Source organism: Proteiniphilum sp. X52 (genome assembly GCF_003712195.1).
GTDB lineage: Bacteria > Bacteroidota > Bacteroidia > Bacteroidales > Dysgonomonadaceae > Proteiniphilum.
This window is the reverse complement of record NZ_RDSD01000012.1, coordinates 118632-133567: the sequence shown is the minus strand read 5'-3', so window position 1 is coordinate 133567 and position 14936 is coordinate 118632. Positions and strand designations below refer to the sequence as shown.

At 48.6% G+C, this 14936-nt stretch carries 13 protein-coding genes; 1 reads left to right on the top strand and 12 read right to left on the bottom strand.

Features of this window, described 5'->3' with window-relative positions; all coding sequences use genetic code 11:
• Nucleotides 1–285: 285 nt before the first annotated feature.
• The 8 genes from D7D25_RS11070 to D7D25_RS11030 form a co-directional block, all read right to left on the bottom strand.
• Nucleotides 286–759, bottom strand: coding sequence for a GAF domain-containing protein (locus D7D25_RS11070; protein ID WP_122969016.1), 474 nt, complete (start codon nt 757–759; stop codon nt 286–288).
• Nucleotides 760–861: 102 nt separating this feature from the next.
• Nucleotides 862–1542: an OmpA family protein gene (locus tag D7D25_RS11065; protein WP_122969015.1), complete on the bottom strand. Its 681-nt coding sequence runs from the start codon at nt 1540–1542 to the stop codon at nt 862–864.
• Nucleotides 1543–1572: 30 nt separating this feature from the next.
• On the bottom strand, nt 1573–1908 hold the full coding sequence (locus tag D7D25_RS11060) for a hypothetical protein (protein WP_122969014.1): 336 nt from the start codon (nt 1906–1908) through the stop codon (nt 1573–1575).
• 173 nt (nt 1909–2081) lie between these two features.
• Entirely contained in the window at nt 2082–4088 is a 2007-nt protein-coding gene (yidC, locus tag D7D25_RS11055) for a membrane protein insertase YidC (RefSeq protein ID WP_122969013.1), read from the bottom strand.
• A 9-nt stretch (nt 4089–4097) separates the two neighbouring features.
• Nucleotides 4098–5717, bottom strand: a complete 1620-nt coding sequence (locus tag D7D25_RS11050; RefSeq protein WP_122969012.1) for a CTP synthase — start codon at nt 5715–5717, stop codon at nt 4098–4100.
• Nucleotides 5718–6101: 384 nt separating this feature from the next.
• Entirely contained in the window at nt 6102–6773 is a 672-nt protein-coding gene (locus tag D7D25_RS11040; protein WP_122969011.1) for a cell division ATP-binding protein FtsE, read from the bottom strand.
• A 6-nt stretch (nt 6774–6779) separates the two neighbouring features.
• Nucleotides 6780–7247 (bottom strand): DUF4870 domain-containing protein, encoded by a 468-nt coding sequence (locus D7D25_RS11035; protein ID WP_122969010.1) that lies wholly within the window; start codon nt 7245–7247, stop codon nt 6780–6782.
• Between the two features lie 210 nt (nt 7248–7457).
• Entirely contained in the window at nt 7458–7865 is a 408-nt protein-coding gene (locus tag D7D25_RS11030; protein WP_122969009.1) for a VanZ family protein, read from the bottom strand.
• 353 nt (nt 7866–8218) lie between these two features.
• Between D7D25_RS11030 and D7D25_RS11025 the strand changes: the two genes are divergently transcribed.
• The gene (locus D7D25_RS11025; RefSeq protein ID WP_255417270.1) at nt 8219–9931 is read left to right on the top strand and encodes a S41 family peptidase; all 1713 of its coding nucleotides are present in this window, start codon (nt 8219–8221) and stop codon (nt 9929–9931) included.
• A gap of 54 nt (nt 9932–9985) precedes the next feature.
• Here the strand turns inward: D7D25_RS11025 and D7D25_RS11020 are convergent, their stop codons facing one another.
• The 4 genes from D7D25_RS11020 to D7D25_RS11005 form a co-directional block, all read right to left on the bottom strand.
• Nucleotides 9986–10900, bottom strand: a complete 915-nt coding sequence (locus tag D7D25_RS11020) for an N-acetylmuramoyl-L-alanine amidase-like domain-containing protein (RefSeq protein ID WP_122969007.1) — start codon at nt 10898–10900, stop codon at nt 9986–9988.
• A gap of 54 nt (nt 10901–10954) precedes the next feature.
• Nucleotides 10955–12034, bottom strand: a complete 1080-nt coding sequence (gene aroC, locus D7D25_RS11015; RefSeq protein ID WP_122969006.1) for a chorismate synthase — start codon at nt 12032–12034, stop codon at nt 10955–10957.
• Between the two features lie 62 nt (nt 12035–12096).
• Nucleotides 12097–14190: a cation:proton antiporter gene (locus D7D25_RS11010; protein WP_122969005.1), complete on the bottom strand. Its 2094-nt coding sequence runs from the start codon at nt 14188–14190 to the stop codon at nt 12097–12099.
• Nucleotides 14191–14301: 111 nt separating this feature from the next.
• Entirely contained in the window at nt 14302–14919 is a 618-nt protein-coding gene (locus D7D25_RS11005) for a peptidylprolyl isomerase (protein ID WP_122969004.1), read from the bottom strand.
• Nucleotides 14920–14936 lie beyond the last annotated feature (17 nt).

Genomic DNA, 14936 nt, shown 5'->3' with positions numbered 1-14936 from the left:
CTCAATAATATTCCACATGCTCACCCAATCACTCTGCAGGCACTCCTTGCCAAGGTTAGTTTCATTTTCCTTTTGGGGCAAGGTGATGCTCTACCAACTGAGCTACTTCCGCAATAATATTCCACATGCTCAACCAAACCACTCTGCAGGCACTCCTTGCCAAGGTTCGTTTCATTTTCCTTTGGGGCAAGGTGATGCTCTACCACCACCAACCAAGTCTCGCGTTGGAATTGCAGTGCAAAGATACTTTTTTGTTTTGTGACTGCAAAATATCCGAACGAAAAATTAACGAAATAGTTCAATTATTTCCCCCAGATAGAAAGCATCGGTTTCGTCGAAATGACCGAGCCGGTCACTGTCGACATCCAGCACTGCGGTAACAGCACCTCCCTGTCTCACCGGCACAACGATCTCTGAACGCGACCAACGGCTGCAGGCGATATGTCCGGGAAACTTATCGACATCGGGGACAATAAGGGTACGTTCCTCTTTCCAGGCAGTGCCGCAGACTCCTTTTCCATAATTGATCCGGGTACAGGCCGGTGGTCCCTGAAAAGGGCCGAGCACCAGTTGTTCTCCCCATACACGGTAAAAACCGACCCAGAGAAAGCGGAACGCCTCCTTGAGTACAGACGTGATATTCGCCATATTGGCAATGAGGTCGGGTTCTCCTTCCACCAATGCCTGCAACTGGGGATATAACGCTTTATATATTCCCTCTTTGGATACCCCATAGGGGATGTGTAAATCTTCCGCCATAGACTCACCTGTGAGAAAAAATCGCGCTGGCGGTAAAGGCAGCGCGATTCAAAAACGCAAACTTAGAAAAGTAAGTTAAGTAAATCAAACCTCACGATAAACTTATCGTGCCTGTTCCTGTGCCTCGCGGATCATCTTGGCATTGGGAAGAATATACACTTCCACACGGCGATTTTGTGCACGACCGGCTACCGTATTGTTGTCGGCCACCGGCTGCGTGGAACCGAAGCCTTCGGATACCATACGAGCGCCGGAAACTCCTTTAGATACCAGATAATTATATACCGATTCGGCCCGGCGTTGCGACAGAGGATTGTTGATAGCGTCACTACCCGTGCTGTCGGTATGGCCGTATATCTTCACGTCGGTATCGGGATTGTTTTGCAGCGAAGTAGCAAACTTGTCGAGTGAAGTGCGTGAAGCGGTGTTCAATGTGCTCGAATTGGTGGCGAAAAGGATACCCGACTCGAAAGTGACCTTGATGGCTTCGCCTTCGTTGACTTTCTCCACCTGAGCTCCTTCGATCTGCTCGAGTTCGGCAGCCTGCTTATCCATCTTATTACCGATAATCGCTCCGGCAGTACCTCCCAGCACAGCCCCTATACCGGCACCCCAGGCGGCTCCCTTGCCTCCTCCGGCAATGGCTCCAATTCCGGCGCCAACAGCCGCGCCGGTGCCGGCTCCGATACCTCCACCTTTCACCGTATTGCTTGTTCCACAACCTGATAACACCAACGCGCCTCCTAAAACGCCCATGGCAAATAATTTAGAAAATTGTCTCATAGTCCGTTGTTTTTAATTAATCTATGTTGTTTAATCGAACAGATTGAGCGTGTCGCAATAGGCCAACTCACCTGCCACGATGGCTTCAATCTGCTCTTGAGTATAATCTCTTCCCAATACCTCTTTATTTTTCCGGGCATTCCGGTCGATATATTCCAGTAGTTCTTCCTCATTGATTTCAACCTCGGAATCATCGTCATCATTATCGAGATAGCCCTTTTCCTCGTAGAAATCATAAATCAGATCTACAATGTAATTGATCTCGTCATCCGAGAACTCATCCTGCATCTCTTCAGGCAGGTTCTCACGTATGAAACGCAGAGAATCGTCCTCATCATATTCAAGTACTTTATCTTCTTGACTCATGTGGATATCTTTTAAAAACTAAATATCGTCTTACCAAATAAAAAACAAATATGGGAAAAATAAGTTCAATGACATTCATCTATTGCTGAAAATTCAGGGTGTGTGTAGCATTTCTCCCCGGGGAATAAAAACTCCGGATAAAAGGGTGATACCTGCTTATCCGGAGATTCTTCTTAACGGCGAACATTGCGTTTGGCATTCTCCTTGGCTTTTTCGCGTGCCATCTTCTCCTGCATCTTCTGCGCTTCTTCAAGACGCGCCATAAAGCCCGACTTCTTTTTGGGTTTCTTCTTGTTGGCTTCTAACTGCGCCAGGATCTTATTTTCGTCGATCACCTGCTTCATGACGAGAGTAAGCCCGATAGTGATCAGCGTGGAAAGAAAATAGTAATAGTTCAATCCGGCGGGATAAGAGTTGAGGAAGAAGAACATGAAGACGGACATGAATATGGGCATGTACTTCATCCCCGACATTGCCTGCGAACCGGTGTCGGTCATCGACATGTTGTACTTGGTATAGAAGACGTTCACCGCGGTCATCAGCAGGCAGAATATGCTGATGTGATTACCCAGGAAACGGGTGATCAGTGGAATATTGCCGCTCCATGATATAAGGGAGTCGTAGGTGGACAGGTCGTCTGCCCAAAGGAAACCCTGCTGGCGCAACTCGATGGCCGCCGGGAAGAAAAAGAAGAGAGCCAGCAGTACGGGCATCTGTATCAACATGGGAAGACAACCGCTCATGGGATTGACACCCGCCTTGTTGTAAAGCTCCATAGTGGCCTGTTGCCGCTTCATCATCATCTCCTGGTCATTACCCGGGTATTTCTTCTCCAACTCCTGAATCTGAGGACGAAGCACCCTCATCTTGGCCGATGACATAAACGACTTGTAAGTAAGGGGCAGCGTGATCAGTTTCACCATAAGGGTGAGTATCAGGATAATCAATCCCATACCCCAGTTGAGGGAGAGGAAGAAATTAAAAACAGGAATCACAAACCACTTGTTAACCCAACTGAGCCAACGGTAACCGAGATATACATTCTCCTGCAACTGCAGCTTGTCTGTATTGTGGGCGACATCCTTGTCGTATGCCTTGAGCGTATTGTAGTGCACCGGTCCGAAGTAGTAGCTAAAGCCCGCGGTAAGCAGGTCGCTATCGGGGCTTACCATGGCGGGCACCCACCCTTCAGCCTTGTAATATTTGGTGTAATCGGGATCGTTAAGCACCTGAGAACTCAGGATGGTGTTACTGAAAGGTTGCTTACCGATAATGATGGAAGTAAAATACTGGTCCTTGAACGAGAACCACTTCAACGGTTCTGAAAGTTCCTTTCGATCGTTCCTGGATTCACTCATCTTCTGTACATCCTGTTTGTCATATTTATAGTGGATACGAGTGAAACGATTCTCGAAGGTGCGTCCCTTCTCCTGTTGACGGATCTTCTGCTCCCAGTTCATACGGAAATTGGTGAGGCTTTCCGGGTGAAGACCATTCTTCATGCCCGCCAGACGCACCTCGAAATCCATCATGTATTCATCGGGCGGAAGGGTATATACAAAATCGATATATTGATCGGGACTTTGTTGCAGGCGCATGGTGACAGAATGAGGGTCACCCCCCGCAACAGGAGTAAAGATCTGGTCTTCGGTGGAGAGATGGACACTGTTGCGGTTGAACAGGTTAAGATTGAAACGCGCCTCATGAGGCCCATTGAACAACAAGAGATTTTCGCCGGTGTGGTGAAGATATTCCTTAATTTGTACCGACTGGATGGAGCCACCACGCTTGCTGAGAAGAACTCGTATCTTTTCGTTCTCCAGCACAACGGTTTCTTCCTGAACCGACGAAGAGGCGGCAGGCCGCATCGCTAAAGTCACGGAATCCTCACTTTGTTCCGCTACAGAAACGATGGAAGTATCCGCGGACGATGAGAAGGAACCTGCACTGAAAAAATCGGCGACGGCATCCCCTCCCCTCCCCGGCAGGGCCGTGTCAGTCTGTGCATCTGTTCTCTTTTGTTGTGCTTCGAGTTGCGCGCGTTCCACTTCCACCATTGCGAGGGAGTCGCGCATGCGCCGCTGTGCCTCAATCTGTTCACGATTGGGCCTGTTGTAAATAGTGAAAGCAATAATGATGGCTGTGATAAGCAGCAATCCTGTGACTGTATTTTTATCCATTATCAGTTTTTATTTTTTTCGTGCATCGTGTAATTCCGCCGCAGCTTGCATGAAACTCATGAATAGCGGATTGGGTGAAATAACGGTGCTGTTGTATTCGGGGTGGAACTGGGTGCCGAGGTACCATCGGAGATGGGGCACTTCCACCACTTCCACCAGTTCCGAATCAGGATTGATACCGGTACATTTCATGCCGGCAGCCTCGAACCGTTCTTTATAAAGGTTATTGAACTCATAGCGGTGGCGATGGCGTTCGCTCACCTTGGTCTTACCGTAGGCTTTGTATGTCAGCGACCCTTTCTTAATGGAACAGTCGTAAGCCCCAAGACGCATGGAAGCCCCCATATTGGTAATATGCTTCTGCTCTTCCATCAGGTCGATCACCTTATCGGTTGCCTTAGGATCGAACTCGGTGGAGTTGGCGCCCGGAATATTCAGGACAGAGCGGGCATACTCAATGACCATACATTGCATACCGAGGCAGATACCGAAAGTAGGTATGTCATTTTCCCGGGCATAACGCAACGCGAGGTATTTCCCCTCGATACCCCGCTGGCCGAAGCCGGGGGCAACGACAATGCCGTCGGCATGCCGCAGTGTCTCTCCAACGTTCTCTTCAGTGATCTTCTCCGAATGGCAGAGATCCAACTTCAGCTTCCTGTCGTTATAGATAGCCGCCTGAGAAAGCGCCTCGTTGATCGATTTGTACGCATCGGGCAATTCGGCATATTTCCCCACCAATTTGATGCAGACCTCTTTCTTGGCGCTTTTACGTTTCTGAAGGAAAGCATTCCATGCATCCAAGTCGGCGTTGCCTTCCACAGGCATATTCATTTTACGCAGTACCACTTCGTCCATGCCCTGCTTCTGCATCATGATAGGCACTTCATAGATGCTGGAGACATCTACCGACTGCATCACGGCGCCCTGTTCCACATTACAGAAAAGGGCCACCTTGTCGAGAATATCTTTGTTGAGATTACGATCCGTGCGGAGCACCAGCATGTCGGGTTGGATACCGAGCGACTGCAATTCCTTGACGGAGTGTTGCGTGGGCTTGGTCTTGACTTCTCCCGCAGCTGCGATATAAGGCACATAGGTGAGATGGAGGCAGAAGCAGTTGCGTCCGAGCTCCCAACGAAGCTGGCGTACGGCTTCCAGGAAAGGGGTGGATTCGATGTCACCCACCGTTCCCCCGATCTCGGTGATAACAAAATCGAACTTACTCTTCACGCCGAGCGACTTGACATTGCGCTTGATTTCATCGGTAATGTGGGGAATGACCTGTACGGTCTTGCCAAGGTAGTCGCCGCGCCGCTCCTTCTGGATCACACTCTGATAAATCCGTCCGGTGGTGATGTTATTCCCCTTGGTGGTCTGTATGTTGAGGAAACGTTCGTAGTGTCCCAGGTCGAGGTCGGCCTCATGCCCGTCCACAGTCACATAGCACTCGCCATGCTCATAGGGGTTAAGGGTTCCGGGGTCGACATTGATATAGGGGTCGAACTTCTGAATAGTGACTTTATAACCTCTTGACTGCAACAACTTACCCAACGACGAGGCAATAATTCCTTTTCCCAGCGAGGAAACTACTCCACCTGTAACAAAAATATACTTTGTATCGGCCACGATTGTGAATTGTTTAACGTAAATGAATTTTTCGAAGTTGCAAAGGTAGGAAAAAATTAGGAATAATGGATCGCGGAAAGGTGGAAAAGAGTGAAGAATGAAGAGTGAAGAGTGAAGAATGAAGAATGAAGAATGAGGAATGAAGAGTGAAGAATGAAGAATGAAAAATGAAGAATGAAGAGGGAAGAGGGAAAAATGAAGAGGGAAAAATGAAGAGGGAAAAATGAAGAGTGAAGAATGAAGAGTGAAGAGTGAAGAGTGAAGAGTGAAGAATGAAAAATGAAGAAATTGGTAATTAGTAATTAGTAATTGGTAATTAGTAATTGGTAATTGGTAATTAGTAATTAGTAATTGGTAATTGGTAATTAGTAATCAGCAATTGAATCACATAGGGATAAGGGACGCATTTTCACAACGCATGATCTTGCCGGGGAAGGCCTGCACGATGGAGTAATTGTGGGTGGACATGATGACGGCAGTACCGCGGCCGGATATTTCCTGCAGGAGGGCGACGATCTGGCTTCCGGTTTCGGGGTCGAGGTTGCCGGTCGGCTCATCGGCCAGTATGAGGGCGGGCGAATTGAGCAGGGCACGGGCAATCACCACACGTTGCTGTTCCCCACCCGATAGTTCGTGCGGCATCTTATAGGTCTTATTCTGCATGCCGACCTGGACCAACACCTCATTGATGCGGTCCCTGATCTCACGGCGGTTCTTCCAGCCGGTGGCACGCAGCACAAACTCCAGATTCTTCTCCACAGTACGGTCGATAAGCAGTTGAAAATCCTGAAAGACAATTCCTATCTTTCTACGAAGGAAAGGAATCAGGTGTCGTTTGATGGCGGCCAGTTCATAATCGAATACCCGCGCGCTCCCCTCCTCGATGGGAAGCTCGGCATACATACTTTTCATCAGGGTGCTTTTTCCGGAACCGACCTTGCCGATGACATAGAGGAAGTCGCCGCGATTGACAGTAAGATTGACATGGCGGAGGATAATATTTTCCTCACGGTTGAGTTGCACATTGGAATAATTAACAAGTTGTTCCTGCACCATTGGTTTTTATTTAATGAATTGAATCGTAAACGGATATTTCCAGTACTCCCCGTTATTGGCTTTGACAGTGGCAATCACCACAAAAACGGCGTAAAGCAGGCCCAACACCACAGCCACAGGGATACCGATCACAGTGATACAGAGTACGACGGCATAAATAGCGTAACTGATCATGCAATTGAGGATATTCTTACCATGCTTGTCAACATTGGCATTCGCATCTTTGTGGATAGTCCACATCAGGATAGGAATGATGAAACCGGCCAACGGAACGATAGCTCCTGCAAATTGAGCAAGGTGCATAAGCATCAGATAAGTGTTTTCCTCGAGCCCGAACAAAGGCTTCTTACGGGCATTACCCAAGGTGTTTTCCCGATCATTGAGAATTTTTTCTTTCTCGCGTTGATATTCCTCTTCGGAAATACTCCCTTTTTCGCGTAACTCATCGAGAATTTTTAAATCTTCATATTTCATACTTCATTCATTCATTTAATTATTCACACCAAGGTTTGTATGGAACTCGCAATAACAGATATGCCATCAACTGGCGGTAAATTGCAATATCACCACTTCCCCCGCGGAGAGGAGAGCGCCATAGGACCACCGTCGGGCGGTTCCATCTAAAAGTTCAAGACCAATCAGCTATATTTTCGGATGTTATAACCTTTTTAAACATGTTCGACTTTACAAAGATATATTTTTTTCCGAATATCGTCGTTTTTTGAGGGAAATAATTACTACTACCGTCGCAAGGAGCGAACCGAGAATATCGGCGATCCAATCACCCCATTCCGCACTGCGCGACACGAAGAAATATTTCTGCATCAACTCAATACCTCCTCCATAAAGCACGGGAATGAAAAAGCCCCAGAAAATCCATCGCAAAGTGGGCGGGTTTCCCTTGCATAACCTGTAATAATCGATCAACGAGACGGCGGAAAGCGCAAAAAACATACCAAAATGCACCAACTTATCCCACGGAAAACCTTCGGGCATACCGGGCATCCGGGAAGATGAGATGAGACAGGTGGCAATAAAAATAAGCAATACTGTAAGTAGAGGCAGAAATAGATAACGAAGCAGGGTCTTCATAAACACGAATTAATCTGAAAAACTTCAAAGATAACAACAAACCGACTGCTTTTGTTGCGAGGCACGCGCGGTTTACATGCAAAAAAAAACAGACTAATAAAAAACGGACTACAATAAATGGAAGTTACATCCTGACAGAAACATGGATTTATAAACATATAACTAAAACTATATTTCATTTTCATCAAAAATTTGTTCCTTTGCCCCTTGAGAAGGAGGGGAAGTCGACATATGATTGGGGGACGGTGGAAAAGGGAGGTGGAAATTCCGAATCCGGGATCACCAATCATGGATGTGAATTACCAATCCGCGTAGCTGAATTTTGAAATAAAAAAATGAATCAATTATATTATATGAGAAAAATTGTTCTTTGCGTGCTGGTGGTTTTTATAACATTGCAAGCGGCAGCGCAGTCACCGGCAGATAATAAAAATCAACGTTATTTCGACATCAATAAGAATATTGACATCTTCAACTCGGTACTGCGTGAGCTGGACATGTTTTACGTGGACAGCGTGGAGGTGAATAATTTGGTACAGAACAGTATCCGCAATATGTTGACGCGTTTGGATCCTTATACCGAATATTACGCGGAAGAGAATATGGAAGACCTTCAGTTTATGACCACGGGCGAGTATGCAGGTATCGGGGCGATCATATCTTATCACAACGGACAGGTGGTGATCAATGAACCCCATGAGGGACTGCCGGCGGATAAGGCAGGCCTGAAAGCGGGTGACGCCATCCTTGCGGTAGACGGAAAAGATATGCGGAAATCGACGGTGAAAGAGGTAAGCGACAAGCTGAAAGGAACACCGGGCACCTCGCTTGAATTGACGATCCGGCGACCCGGAGAAAAGAAGGATCGGACACTGAAGATCGTGAGAGAGAAGATAGAAATCGATCCCATCACCTATGCGGGCGTCACGGATGATAAGATCGGTTATCTTCATTTCGGGAGTTTTACGACGCGAAGTGCCGACCGGGTAAAGAAAACGGTACAGGATTTGAAGCAAAAGGGAGCCACCTCGTTGATCATGGACCTGCGCGGTAACGGCGGGGGTATCCTGGACGAGGCGGTGGATGTGGTGAACCTGTTTGTGCCGAAAGGAGAAGAGATCGTATCGACCAAAGGAAAGGTAAAACAGTGGGACAGAACCTACCTGACACGCAATCAGCCGTTGGATGAGATTATACCTATCGTGGTATTGATCGATACCGGCTCGGCATCGGCGTCAGAAATCGTGGCGGGAGGTCTTCAGGATCTCGACAGGGCGGTGATAGTCGGTAACCGGTCGTTCGGAAAAGGATTGGTGCAAACGCCACGCGATCTGCCATACGGTGGAAACATCAAAATTACCACTTCAAAATATTACATACCGAGTGGGCGCTGCATCCAGGCGCTGGATTACTCGCACCGCAACCCCGACGGAAGCGTGGCGCGGGTGCCCGACTCGCTGACCAATGTATTTAAGACGCGTAACGGCCGTGAAGTACGTGACGGAGGTGGAATCACGCCCGACATCACCATTCCGCAGCCTGCCGGGGGAACCATCGCCTACTATCTGATGGCAGACCATGTAATCTTTGATTATGTGACAGAGTGGGTGCAACAACACAAAGAGATTGCCCCACCCCACCAGTTCAGGCTTTCGGAGAGCGATTACGAAGCGTTCAAGGAATTTGTGAAGAACCGGGATTTCGAATACGACCAGTTGAGCGAACGCACGCTGCAACAGTTGAAGAGTATGATGGAATTCGAAGGATATATGGACGTAGCCAAGGAAGAATTCGCGGCGTTGGAAGCAAAGTTACATGCCAATCTGGATCGGGACCTGGAACTCTTCAAAAAGGATATTGCGAGCATGATCGAATCGGAGATCGTGCAGCGCTTCTATTATAAGAAGGGAGTACTTTTGCATCAATTGTCGGACGACAAGGTGTACGACAAGGCCGTGGAGGTGCTGCGCAACGCGGAGATGTACCGGTCGATACTTCGGCCGCTACCGGCCAAGGTGCCACCTACAGCAGAAATGAAGGAAAAACCGGAAAATCAGTATTCTTGAGAAAGGAAAAAAGGTGGAGCGCAGGAATGGCGGAAAGGTGTTTTTAGTCTGAGACTATAGTACTTCCGCGATGGCGACGCCGGTACAGGAAGGTTGACCGGCACAGTAGTCGCTGAGCGTTTTTTGATCGATCACCACTTTTTCCCGCGTGGATGAGGCATGTATAAAAGTGAGCCGGCCCTCCTCCTGAAAGGCAAATCCCACATGGGTGACGTCAAGCCCTTTAATACTGGTGGTAAAGGCAATCATGGACATATGCGGGATCAGGGAGGCCTTACCGGCTATACACTCTTTGGGCAGATAATATAATCCATTCCGCTCATTGATGCCGTTTTCTATCACTTGCATCTCCTGAAGCAGCACTTCGTCGTTCTTCAATTGCCGGTAAGCGTTGCGATGGGTAGTCATGAAATCGATCGTTTTCTCCTCACGGATACCGCCTAATCCGGCGGAGCTGTTTTTCAAGAACCCTTTCTTCTCGTTATCATAAAACCAGTCGGATGTATAATGAAGCCGTGAGGCATATCCTCGCAGGTCGCCCTCGCGATAGCGGATACGTTGCAACTCGTGGAGGAAAATATCAAAACCGGGGCTCTGCGAACGGGCGGTACGAACCAGCGCGATGACCGATTCGACGAAAGTGGTACAGTCGAATTCGCGCAGGTTGACCACCAACTTCTCCTCTCCGGGCATCTCCAGCGTATGGGATCGATAAGGAAAATTCAAAAAGAAAAGAGCTGTCTTTTCAAGCAGGCTGTCAGTAGGCGCTGATCGCCACGGGCCGACATAGGCAATGTAACGATCGAATATCAGCCGGTCTTCTGCGGTATAAACCGCTTCAGGAGGCATACTGATTTCCCGCGCGAAGACCGGGGATAACATCATCATCGAAAGTAGAATCACCATCTTTCCCTTGATCCGCTTCTTTCCCATAACCTCCTGTTTTTCCATAACCCTCTGTTTTTCCATGATTCGCTGTTTTACTTCTCCCCTTCGGGGGAATTCCCGTTTTCACCGTTCAAATCACGGATGAAGCGGTGCTGTAGCTTTCGAGAGCAGACAAGCATCCAGAAGGGTGATAGCCGCCATGGCTTCGACAATGGGTACCGCGCGGGGCAGCACACAAGGGTCGTGTCGTCCGCGTGCCTTAATGATCGTGTCGTTGCCTTGCATATCCACCGTCCGCTGCTCCCGCAGGATAGTGGAAACCGGCTTGAAGGCTACACGGAAATAGATATCCTGCCCATTGGAAATACCGGCTTGAATGCCACCCGAATAGTTAGTGCGGGTAGCCACCCTGCCATTGTCGTTATAAAAAGAGTCATTCACCCGGGAACCGCGCTCGGCCACATCGAAACCGGAGCCATACTCGAACCCTTTGACAGCGTTGATGCTCAACATGGCCGAGCCGAGCATGGCATGGAGTTTACCAAATACCGGTTCACCCCATCCCACCGGTGTCCCTTTGATCACACCGGTGATGGTTCCGCCGATGGTGTCTCCCTGATAGCGTACTTCCTGAATCAATTTGATCATCTGTTCCGCGACATGAGGATCGGGACAACGGACAAAATTATCTTCCGCGCGTGAAAGGTCGTATATCCTGTAATCGTTCTCCAATGCGATATCGCCCACCTGTGAAGTATAGGCTGTGATGTCTATATTGAGACGACGGAGGTAAATTTTCGCCACAGCACCGGCCACCACACGGGCAATGGTCTCCCGCGCCGACGATCGTCCTCCACCACGATAGTCGCGGATACCATACTTCTCCTGATAGGTGAAATCGGCATGTGAGGGGCGAAAAGCCTCTTTGATGTTATCGTAATCAGACGACTGCTGGTTTTCGTTCCTCACGATGAAACCGATAGGAGCGCCGGTAGTTTTATTTTCAAATACTCCCGAAAGAAATTCCACTTTGTCCGCCTCCTTACGCGGGGTAGTGATACGGGACTGACCGGGACGACGTCTGTCGAGCTCCGACTGTATAAAATCCATATCAAGCTCCAATCCCGGAGGGCAGCCATCGATCACACCTCCCACCGCCGCGCCATGCGACTCTCCGAAGGATGTCAACCTGAATATTGTTCCGAATGTGTTCATCTTTAAAATTACTAATTACCAAATGACCAATTACCCGTTGTCGGGCGCAGTATATCAAAGTATTATCGCTTATCAAAGGTGGCACCCAATCCATCCTGGTTGCGAACAGGCGTTATCAGTGAGGCATTGATCATATCGTTGTGATAATCTTCCACGGAGGTGGATTGTACCGGATAAAGCAACATAAAATTGCTATCTTTGAAATGCTTGTTGATGTAATCGGGGATATTACGCATAGCAGGATCATAGGATATCTTCCGCTGGCGGCTCATCACGATAACCAATCCATCATCTTTTCCGACCTCTTTTGCCAGCCCGGCAAGTTCTTTCCAATCACTAAACGCATTAAATTCCGCATCTATAGGATGTTTCTTGCGCACATAGCGAAGGATATCGAGGACCTCATCGGCGGCGTGGAAACTTAGTTTCCCGCCCGAGTTACGGCCTAAATTCCATATTTTGGACAACCAGAGTGAAAAACCGACCTCTTTCTCGGCATTGGGAGGGATGATAACCAGCCTGCGTTTAATCGTACCCAATGGCTGTATGGCTTTATACACGAAAAGAGTGGATTGACACTTATGAAGCACTCCTTCCACGAGATTGCCAAGGAAAGACTCCGATATCTCCTGCTTCACGTGAAGTCCCATCACAATATCGGTGATAGCATATTTTTTCACTACTCCCAGGATTCCGTTGAGTATGTTCATGTCGTAACGTTGCAGAGGCTGAATGACTGTGTCGGCGCCGGCACCCAGCAGAACAGCCTCTTCAAGTAATTTTTCCGAAGCTTTCTCCGTCTCAGGTGTGGACTCATTACTTTTGATGATATTGAGCGCGTAAAGGTTGTCGACATTCGCCTTGGATTTTATCGTCAGGCTAAGATCGATCAAGTCTCTGAGCGTGTCTTTATTGGCGACAGGAATAAGGATACGTTCGTCCGGATTCCCTTCTTCCTCTTTTACCACCCCCTCTGAGAGGGAGACCTCCACAGCCCCCTTTTGTGCACGGAAAGAGGCGATAGTGCATGTGACAAGGATCATGACAATCGTGCCGTTGAGGATACTATCATCGAGTAAGCCCACCCTGTGTCCCACCATTATTGCGGCCAAGGTGGCGGCTGCCTGGGCGTTGCTGAGTCCGAAGATAAGCATGCGTTCGGCTTTGGTATAACCGTAAATCTTTTGTGTAGCCCATGCAGCCAGAAACTTGGCAAGAATGGCCACCACTGTCATTACCGCTGCCACTTTAAGGGTTTCGAATCCAGTGATAAAGGCATGGTAATCAATAAGCATCCCCACACTGATGAGGAATATGGGAATAAAGATGGCGTTTCCCACGAAGCCGATCCTGTTCATCAATGAAGAAACATGAGGGATAAGCCTGTTCATGGAAAGTCCGGCGAGGAAAGCCCCGATGATCGCCTCAATTCCGGCCAGTTCGGCCAAAAACCCGCCAAGGAATATCATCGTCAGCACAAAAATGAATTGCGAGGTGCTGTCATGAAATTTCTTGAAGAACCATCTTCCGACAACGGGAAAAAGAAAAACGACGACCAGTGAAAAAAGGACCAACGAGAGGGTCATCTCTGTCCAGAAGGCCGGGGTGACCTGTCCCTCATTCATGCTGACAATAACGGCCAGCACCAGCAGTGCCAGCGTGTCGGTGATCATTGTCCCTCCTACCGCGACAGTCACCGCCCTGTTCTTTCCCGCTCCCAGTTTACTGATGATAGGATAGGCCACCAACGTATGGGAAGCAAACATACTTGCCAGCAGTATGGATGAAATAAGTGTGAGGTTGAGCAGGTACAAGCCCGCAAAGGTGCCGATGATCATGGGAATGGAGAAAGTGAGCATTCCGAACACCAAACTCTTTGAGCTGTTCTTCCTGAATTCGGCCACGTCAATCTCTATGCCGGCAAGGAACATGATATAGAGCAACCCCGCGTTACCCAACATGATCATGTTACTGTCCCGTAACATCAACCCTGCCCCATAGGGACCGATCACAGCCCCGGCGATGATAAGTCCCATCAGAGAAGGTATTCTGATCTTATTGAACAGGATGGGCGCAAATAACACGATCACGAACAGGATCAGAAACTGCACCGTAGGATTGGTGATTGGGAGTGACAAGTCTAATGATAATAACATGGGGTTGTATAATTTGACTCTCCTTGCAGTCCGGGCAGGCCGAGCGTTTCCGATAAACTAATCCCGTGTCGGCATCGCCGGCGCTATTTCGATTAAGTGATGAAAGCGGAATCAGCAACTTCCGCAACCACCCGCCCCACAACCACAGCCTCCGCCTCCGGCCTGACTTTCGCCGGAAGAACCGCAGCCACAGCCACCTTCATCCGCCGAACCGCAACCGCCGGATCCACAACCGCAACCGCCCCCGGAAAAAAGAGCGGCGATCTCTTCGACGGAGGCTTCCCGCACGCCCATCACGGTTCCTTCGAAATGCATGATCTCACCTGCCAGCGGATGATTAAAGTCCATAATAACCACATCATCGCCGACTGAAACCACAGACCCGTCAAGGCGGTTTCCGGAAGAGTCCATCATGGGAAGGGTATTCCCCTCAAAGAGCACTCCTTCATCGATTTTCCCATCAATTTCGAAGATATTTTTGGGCAGTTCAACCACCTTGGCATCGTCGTAATCACCATAAGCCTCTTCCGGAGTGAGCCGGAAAGAGAATTTATCACCTTGGGAAAGCCCTCTTAGTTGATTCTCGAAGGCTTCGAGCATGGAGTTTGTGCCGAAAATAAATTCCAGCGGTTGCTGGGCTGTTGCCCGTTCCATCAATTCCCGTTCCTCACCTTCACCCACATTAAGGTCATAGGTAACGGTGACATATTTGTTGTCCGTGATTCGCATTGTTTCTTATTTATAAA

Excerpts from the sequence above, each read along its gene's own strand:
- D7D25_RS11070 (WP_122969016.1), bottom strand. The coding sequence starts at position 759 with ATGGCGGAAGATTTACACATCCCCTATGGGGTATCCAAAGAGGGAATA.
- D7D25_RS11065 (WP_122969015.1), bottom strand. The coding sequence starts at position 1,542 with ATGAGACAATTTTCTAAATTATTTGCCATGGGCGTTTTAGGAGGCGCG.
- D7D25_RS11060 (WP_122969014.1), bottom strand. The coding sequence starts at position 1,908 with ATGAGTCAAGAAGATAAAGTACTTGAATATGATGAGGACGATTCTCTG.
- yidC (WP_122969013.1), bottom strand. The coding sequence starts at position 4,088 with ATGGATAAAAATACAGTCACAGGATTGCTGCTTATCACAGCCATCATT.
- D7D25_RS11040 (WP_122969011.1), bottom strand. The coding sequence starts at position 6,773 with ATGGTGCAGGAACAACTTGTTAATTATTCCAATGTGCAACTCAACCGT.
- D7D25_RS11035 (WP_122969010.1), bottom strand. The coding sequence starts at position 7,247 with ATGAAATATGAAGATTTAAAAATTCTCGATGAGTTACGCGAAAAAGGG.
- D7D25_RS11030 (WP_122969009.1), bottom strand. The coding sequence starts at position 7,865 with ATGAAGACCCTGCTTCGTTATCTATTTCTGCCTCTACTTACAGTATTG.
- D7D25_RS11025 (WP_255417270.1), top strand. The coding sequence starts at position 8,219 with ATGAGAAAAATTGTTCTTTGCGTGCTGGTGGTTTTTATAACATTGCAA.
- D7D25_RS11020 (WP_122969007.1), bottom strand. The coding sequence starts at position 10,900 with ATGGAAAAACAGAGGGTTATGGAAAAACAGGAGGTTATGGGAAAGAAG.
- aroC (WP_122969006.1), bottom strand. The coding sequence starts at position 12,034 with ATGAACACATTCGGAACAATATTCAGGTTGACATCCTTCGGAGAGTCG.
- D7D25_RS11010 (WP_122969005.1), bottom strand. The coding sequence starts at position 14,190 with ATGTTATTATCATTAGACTTGTCACTCCCAATCACCAATCCTACGGTG.
- D7D25_RS11005 (WP_122969004.1), bottom strand. The coding sequence starts at position 14,919 with ATGCGAATCACGGACAACAAATATGTCACCGTTACCTATGACCTTAAT.